The sequence below is a fragment of the Streptomyces sp. UH6 genome (assembly GCF_013421635.1).
GTDB lineage: Bacteria > Actinomycetota > Actinomycetes > Streptomycetales > Streptomycetaceae > Streptomyces > Streptomyces abyssomicinicus.
In genome coordinates, this window is the sequence record NZ_JACADT010000271.1 from 1 (window position 1) to 6,404 (window position 6,404).

Below are 6,404 nucleotides of genomic sequence, written 5' to 3' on the forward strand. Positions count from 1 at the left end.
CGGCGATGGCCATGGACGACGTCGCGGCGGGCGACGGCGCGTTGCGCACGGCGGTGACGGGTCCGAGGTGGTGGATGACGAAGTCGTCGACCAGGGAGCCGTCGCGGCCCAGGGCCTGGGCGCGCACGCCCGCTCCGGCCCGCACCACGTCACGCGCCCCGACGGCGGGGACGTACGCCTCGGCGGCCTTCATGTAGGCGGCGACGGACAGCGATCCACGCATCTCCCGGGCGCCGGTGCGCCAGTGCCGCCGGGCCAGGCGCCAGATGCCGGGGAAGGCGGCGACGCGGGCGAGTTCACGCGGGTCGACGTCGGTGAGCCGGTAGCCCTCGCGGGCGAAGGCGAGGACGGCGTTGGGGCCGACCTCCACGCCGCCGTCGACCCGGCGGGTGAAGTGCACGCCGAGGAACGGGTAGCGGGGGTCGGGCACCGGGTACACCAGCCCGCGCACCAGCCCTGCCTTCTCCGGCCGGATCGTCATGTACTCGCCCCGGAAGGGCACGATCCGCGGGTCGGCCCCGTCTCCGGCGAGCCGTGCCACCCGGTCGCTCTGGAGCCCGGCGCACAGGACCAGGCGGTCGGCGTGGACCAGCGACTTCCCGTCGCCGGAGATCACCTCCACGCTTCCGTCGGCCGCCCGGCGGATCCGTCCGACGGGGAAGCCGAGGCGGATCTCGCCACCGGCCGCCTCGACGTCCCGTGCGAAGGACCGGGCGATCGCCGTGTAGTCGGTGATGGCGGTGTGCGGGGAGTGGACGGCGGCGAGTCCGGCCGCGTGCGGCTCGATCTCGCGGATCTCCTCCCGGGCGATCCGCCGTACCCCGGGCACCCGGTTCTCCAGGGCGTTGGCGTGCAGCGCCTCCAGGCGCGGGATCTCGTCGGGGGTGACGGCGACGACCAGTTTGCCGCACTCCTCGTACGGCAGGCCGCGGTCGCGGCAGTACTCGCGGAGCAGGGCCACGCCGCGCGTGCAGAGGGTGGCCTTGAGGCTGCCGGGGCGGTAGTAGATCCCGGCGTGCACCACTCCGGAGTTGTGGCCGGTCTGGTGGACGGCGACCTCGCGCTCCTTCTCCAGCACCACGACACGGGTCCCGGGGCGGCGCACCGCGATCTCACGGGCGGTGGCGAGGCCGACGATGCCGGCGCCGACGACGCCGATCGTTTCCTCGGGCATCGGCTCTCCTTTCTGCGGGGCCCGGTGGGGGACGACCCGGTGGGGGCGTCATCGGGGGCCGAGGAAGATCCTGCCCGGTCACGGGGCGGGCGGGAAGGATCATCCGAAAACCGTGGCGGCCACAGCGAGGGCGGGCGGGCACGGCGGAAGGAGAGGGTCGCGCCGGCACGAGGCACCGTGCCGGCGGCGACAGGCACAGACTCCCCCAGGCAAGCCGGTCGGACAACCGGTTTTTTCCAGCCAGTCCTGGCCGGCGCCGGTGGCGGTGCGGCGGCAAGGCCCGTGCCCGGTCCCCTCACTGACGGGGGATCCGGGCACGGGTGGGACGGACGCGGGCCGCCGGGCCGTGCCGGTCAGGCGGAGACCGGCTCCCGAGCCTCCTCCGCGACCGCGGCGTACGGCATCGGCCGGCCCGCCGTTCCCCGCCGGGGGCGCTCCTTGCAGGCACCGGCCGGCCGGTCCGCGACCCGGGTCACTCCACCGGCGGAGTGCCGTGGGTGTGGAAGGACGCGATGGTCTTCAGCCCCCACGCCTGGCCCTTGGCGCGCTCCGCCTCGGTCCAGGTGACGAGCGGCCAGTCGGGTGCGAGGACCAGGCGGGTGAGCGGGTTGCACAGCTCGATCCGGTTGCCGCCGGGCTCGTAGACGTACAGGAAGAACGTCTGCTGGATGGCGTGCTTGTGCGGGCCGGTCTCGATGAACACGTCGTTGTCGAGGCAGAGGTCGGCCGCCCGGAGGATGTCCTCGCGGGTGTCGGTGGCGAAGGCGATGTGGTGCAGCCGCCCGTTGGAGCCCGTCCAGTCCGAGGTGTAGACGAGGTCGTAGGACTTGTTGTTGAAGGTCAGCCACTTGGCGCCGATGCTGCCGTCGTTCAGCTGGATCTGCTCGGTCGGCCGGGCGCCGAGCACGTGCTGGACGTGGTCGGCGTTGGCGGCGACGTCCTCGGCGAGGAAGTTGACGTGGTCCAGCCGCCGTACGCCGACGCCCTGCCGGGGCTTGGCCTGCGGCTGGTTCTTGAGGCCCGGCTTCAGCTCCGGCGGCGCCTGGTACCACTCGGTCTCGTAGTACAGGGCCAGTTCGTGGCCGTCCCTGTCGGTGGTGAGGTACATCGGGCCGATGCCGGGCTCGTCCTCGGCCCACCGGCCGTCGAGGCCGGCCTCCTGGGTCGCGGCGACGCGGCGACGGAGCGCCTCCTCGCTGGAGGCGCGCAGCGAGGTGCGCCTGACGCCGGGCTTCCCGGAGGCGGTCAGCACCAGGCTGTGGTGCTCGTAGTCGTCGAAGGTGCGCAGGTAGACGGAGTCACCGGAGCGGCCGTTCTCGGTGAGGCCGAGGATCTCGGTGAAGAACCGGACGCTGCCGTCGACGTCGGGGGTGAGCAGTTCGACGTGCCCGATGTGGGCGATGTCTCCCAGCGGCGGAGTCATGGGTGTCTCCTTACGCGTGACGAGCGGATGTCGGGGCGGTTCCGGCGGGACGGGGGAAGACCGTGCCGTCGAAGATCTTGCGGGCGGTGCGGACCACCGCGGTGCGGCGGGCGGCCGGCGGGGAACCGTCGGCGCCCTGGTCGACGGCGGCCTCGAGGTCGAAGAAGCCGGTGGGGTGTTCGATGCGCGTCCGGTCCCCCTCGGCGGGGAGCCTGGCGATGCCCTCGCCCACCGAACCGGCCAGCCGAACGCCGGCGGCGACGCCGGCCGCGCCGAGGACTCCGATGGAGGTGTGGCAGCGGACCGGGATGAAGGTGCGGGTGGCCACCGCGCCCTCGTCCGTGCGGGGCGGGGCCAGCAGCGTCAGCTTGGGCACCGTGGTGTGCTCGACGTCGCCCAGCCCCATCAGGCGTCCGGCGGCCAGCCGGATCTCCCGCAGGCGGGCGGCGAGTTCCCGGTCGGCCTCCAGCTCGGCGGGGCTCTCGTCACCGGTGACCCCGAGGTCCCCGGCGGCCATCAGCACCGTCGGCATGCCGTTGTCCACGCAGGTGACCGCGATGCCGGCGACGACGTCCCGGACGTTGCCGGTGGGCAGCAGGGGGCCGGCCCCGGGCGGGAAGTCGATGACGACGGGTGCGGCGGCGCCCGGCACGCCCGCTATCTCGGCTCTCCCGGCGTACTCGACCCGGCCGCCGGGGGTGGGCACCACGGCGACGGCGCGGTCGCCGCTGTTGACCATGCGGATCCGCACGGAGGTCTCCCGCTCCCCCGCCGCGACCAGGCCGCGCTCGACGGCGAAGGGGCCGACGCCGGCCAGCAGGTTGCCGCAGTTCTGGCGGTCGGAGACCTCCGCGGTGTCCACCGCCACCTGGAGGAACAGGTAGTCGACGTCCGCCGCCGGGTCCTCGGAGCGGGAGACCACGGCGACCTTGCTGGTCAGCGGGTGGGCGCCGCCGAGCCCGTCGATCTGCCGGGCGTCGGGGCTGCCCATGACGCGCAGCAGCAGCCCGTCCCGTTCGACGGGATCCGCGGGAAGGTCCTCCGCGAGGAAGTAGGCGCCCTTGGAGGTGCCGCCGCGCATCAGCATGCAGCGGACCTCGTCGTACCGGCGGGTCATCGTCCAGCCTCCTTGAACAGGTTCAGGAGCCCCTCCCGCCGGGTGCGGATCACTCCCGCAGCGCGGTGATCACACTCGTGAGATGGGCGCGCACGGCCTGGTCGGCCGCGTTCGGGTCCCTGGCCGTCACCGCGTCGATGATGGCCAGGTGCTCGGGCAGGGACTTCTGCGGCCTCCCCGGCCGCAACGCCAACTGGAAGCGATGGCGCACCAGTTGGGCATGGAGACGTTGCAGCAGCTCGTCCGCGACGCTCTGGCCGGAGTACTCCCTGAGCAGGGAGTGGAGCTCTCGGTTGAGCTGCGAGTAGGTCATCGACTCGCCCCCGGCGACCGCCTTGGACATCTCTCCGCCCAGCCGACGGAGCCGGTCGAGCTGCTCGTCGGTCGCCTCGACGGCGGCCTTGGCCGCGCACAGCCCTTCCAGCACCATGCGGCACTCGGTGATGGCGACCGCCTCGTCGACGCTCACCACCCGCACCCGCGAGCCACGGTTGCGGATCCGTTCGACCAGTCCCTCGGCCGCCAGATCGATGAGGGCCGCCCGGATGCTGGCCCGGGTGACACCGAACTGCTCGGCGAGCTCGTTCTCCACCAGCCGCTGGGCGGGCACCATGTCACCCCGCAGGATCGCGTCCCTCAGCAGCTTCAGCGCATGCTGCTTGGCCTGCTCCCCGGTGCCCGGCCGAGCGCTCGGATCCATTCGCCCTCCCTGAGTGCCTGTCGAACGTAAGTCTCGTCCGACAGCATTGTCAACAATTTTGTTCCCACATCACCCTCCGGTGGGGCGGCCGGAGGAGACCCGCGCGGACGTTCCGTCCCTCGTGCGGGGGTCCTCGGCTGAGCCGTGCCCCAAGGCGGACCAAGGAAAGTATGATCGCCAGCGTGTCTGACATGACCGAAACCACGCCCGGTTGGCTGACCACCGACGAACTCGAACTCGCGCGCGCCCGGATGCCCATCCTGTACGTCGAGGCGGTGCCGGTACGCGTCGACGACAGCGGTGAGGTCATCAGCGTCGGCCTGCTGCTGCGGATCGGCCCCGACGGTGCGGTGACCCGCTCCCTCGTCTCCGGCCGCGTCCTGCATCACGAGAGGGTCCGGGACGCGCTGCTGCGCCACCTGGAGAAGGATCTCGGCCCGGTGGCGCTGCCCCGGGTGCCCGCCTCGCTGCAGCCGTTCACCGTCGCCGAGTACTTCCCCACCCAGGGCGTCACGCCGTTCCACGACCCCCGGCAGCACGCGGTCTCGCTCGCGTACATCGTCCCGGTGGCCGGTGACTGCAGACCCCGGCAGGACGCGCTGGACCTGGTCTGGTTCAGTCCGCACGAGGCCGCCTCGCCGCTGGTGCAGAACGAGATGCCGGGCGGCCACGGCGTCCTGCTGAAGCAGGCGCTGGCCCACATCGGCTGCGTGAGCTGACCACCCCGGGAGGGAGTCCGGAGGGCCGGCCTTCCGCCGTCGCGCCCGCCCGTTTTCCGGCGGACCCGTCGGGTACCCGCGTGCTGCGCCGGGCCCGCCCGGTCCGCGCACCGGGCGGGCGGGACGAGGATGGGAGCGGACATGGCCGGATCCGAAGGACCCGAGGAAGAGCGGAACGACACCGAGGAGCGGTCGGCGGAGACGCCCGACCGCGGTCCCGGCGCGCATTCCGGACTGGAGCAGGAGGCGCGGGAGCGTGTCGTGCCCGGCACGGCGAGTGCCGCGGAGGGCTACAGCGGCGGCGGCACCGGCGCCGGTGAGCCGCTGGAGGGCGTCGAGGACGACGAGGCGGCGAAGGAGGCGGGGGAACCCGAGGGCTCCTGACTCCCGCAGCCGTCCTGGCACGGCGGACGGTGCGCGCACGAGCGAGGAGAACGTTCAGGGCCGGTGTCGGAAACCTCCGACACCGGCCCTGAACCACGACTCTCACGAGTCGGGACGACAGGATTTGAACCTGCGACCCCTTGACCCCCAGTCAAGTGCGCTACCAAGCTGCGCCACGTCCCGTTTGCCGCCTGACCTGGGGTTTCCCCCGGCCGAACGTGCATGGCAACCATACCGTACTCCGGACGGTGGTCGCGCGCGGGTTTGCGCCGCGTCCGCCGCCGCGGCCCGGCCGCGTTCATTCCCCTCCGGCCACTCCCAGCCGCGGGTGGTCCTCGCGCAGCCGGGCGGGGGCCGCCTGGCGCCAGGAGTCGGCGAGGATGTCGCGCAGCTCGTCCTCGTCGTCCAGGGCGTCGAGCCTGACCCGGATCCAGGCGAACGAGGCCTCGTGGCCCGCGATCCAGAACTTCTCCGGCTCGGCGAGCACCAGTTCGTCCCGGTCCTCCTTGGGGCAGCGCACCGCGCAGGAGGTCTCGTCCTCGGGCAGGGTGGCGAACATCTTCCCCGCCACCCGGAAGGTGGGCATGCTCCAGGCCGTCTTCTCGGCGGTGTCCGGCAGGGACAGGGCGATTCGGCGTACGTCATGGGCGTCCGGCATGCCCGCAGCGTAACGGCGGCCACCGACAGCGGCGGGCGCTGCGCGGGTCAGTCCCGCTGGGCCTGGGCGGCCTCGCCCAGCGCGCCCAGCAGAGGGCTGATCAGGGGGTGCTGCTCGGAGCCCCGGCGCACCGCGGCGAACACCCGGCGGGTGGGCGCCACGCCGTCCACGGGCCGTACCGTCACGCCGCGCAGGTCCATGCCGCGCAGCGCCGAGCGGGGCACCAGGG

At 73.1% G+C, this 6,404-nt stretch carries 7 protein-coding genes, 1 tRNA gene and 1 pseudogene; 2 read left to right on the forward strand and 7 right to left on the reverse strand.

From position 1 onward, the window contains the following. The 4 genes from lhgO to HW445_RS15070 all read right to left on the reverse strand — a co-directional run. On the reverse strand, positions 1-1,174 hold a 1,174-nt coding region (gene lhgO, locus HW445_RS15055; RefSeq protein WP_180221528.1), incomplete at its 3' end, for an L-2-hydroxyglutarate oxidase. A 472-nt stretch (positions 1,175-1,646) separates the two neighbouring features. Beyond that, positions 1,647-2,597, reverse strand: coding sequence for a catechol 2,3-dioxygenase (locus HW445_RS15060; protein WP_180221529.1), 951 nt, complete (start codon positions 2,595-2,597; stop codon positions 1,647-1,649). Between the two features lie 10 nt (positions 2,598-2,607). Further along, positions 2,608-3,714, reverse strand: coding sequence for a 4-oxalomesaconate tautomerase (locus HW445_RS15065; RefSeq protein WP_180221530.1), 1,107 nt, complete (start codon positions 3,712-3,714; stop codon positions 2,608-2,610). Positions 3,715-3,763: 49 nt separating this feature from the next. Then, the gene (locus tag HW445_RS15070) at positions 3,764-4,414 is read right to left on the reverse strand and encodes a GntR family transcriptional regulator (RefSeq protein ID WP_180221531.1); all 651 of its coding nucleotides are present in this window, start codon (positions 4,412-4,414) and stop codon (positions 3,764-3,766) included. A gap of 191 nt (positions 4,415-4,605) precedes the next feature. Between HW445_RS15070 and HW445_RS15075 the strand changes: the two genes are divergently transcribed. Both HW445_RS15075 and HW445_RS15080 read left to right on the forward strand, forming a co-directional pair. Beyond that, on the forward strand, positions 4,606-5,133 hold the full coding sequence (locus HW445_RS15075; protein ID WP_180221534.1) for an NUDIX hydrolase family protein: 528 nt from the start codon (positions 4,606-4,608) through the stop codon (positions 5,131-5,133). A gap of 141 nt (positions 5,134-5,274) precedes the next feature. After that, positions 5,275-5,517: a hypothetical protein gene (locus tag HW445_RS15080; protein ID WP_180221532.1), complete on the forward strand. Its 243-nt coding sequence runs from the start codon at positions 5,275-5,277 to the stop codon at positions 5,515-5,517. A 109-nt stretch (positions 5,518-5,626) separates the two neighbouring features. Here HW445_RS15080 and HW445_RS15085 read toward each other — a convergent pair. The 3 genes and pseudogenes from HW445_RS15085 to HW445_RS15095 all read right to left on the reverse strand — a co-directional run. Then, positions 5,627-5,700 (reverse strand) — tRNA-Pro (locus HW445_RS15085). Positions 5,701-5,815: 115 nt separating this feature from the next. Further along, entirely contained in the window at positions 5,816-6,175 is a 360-nt protein-coding gene (locus tag HW445_RS15090) for an MmcQ/YjbR family DNA-binding protein (RefSeq protein WP_180221533.1), read from the reverse strand. 47 nt (positions 6,176-6,222) lie between these two features. Further along, positions 6,223-6,404: pseudogene (locus tag HW445_RS15095) on the reverse strand (LysR family transcriptional regulator); the annotation flags it as partial.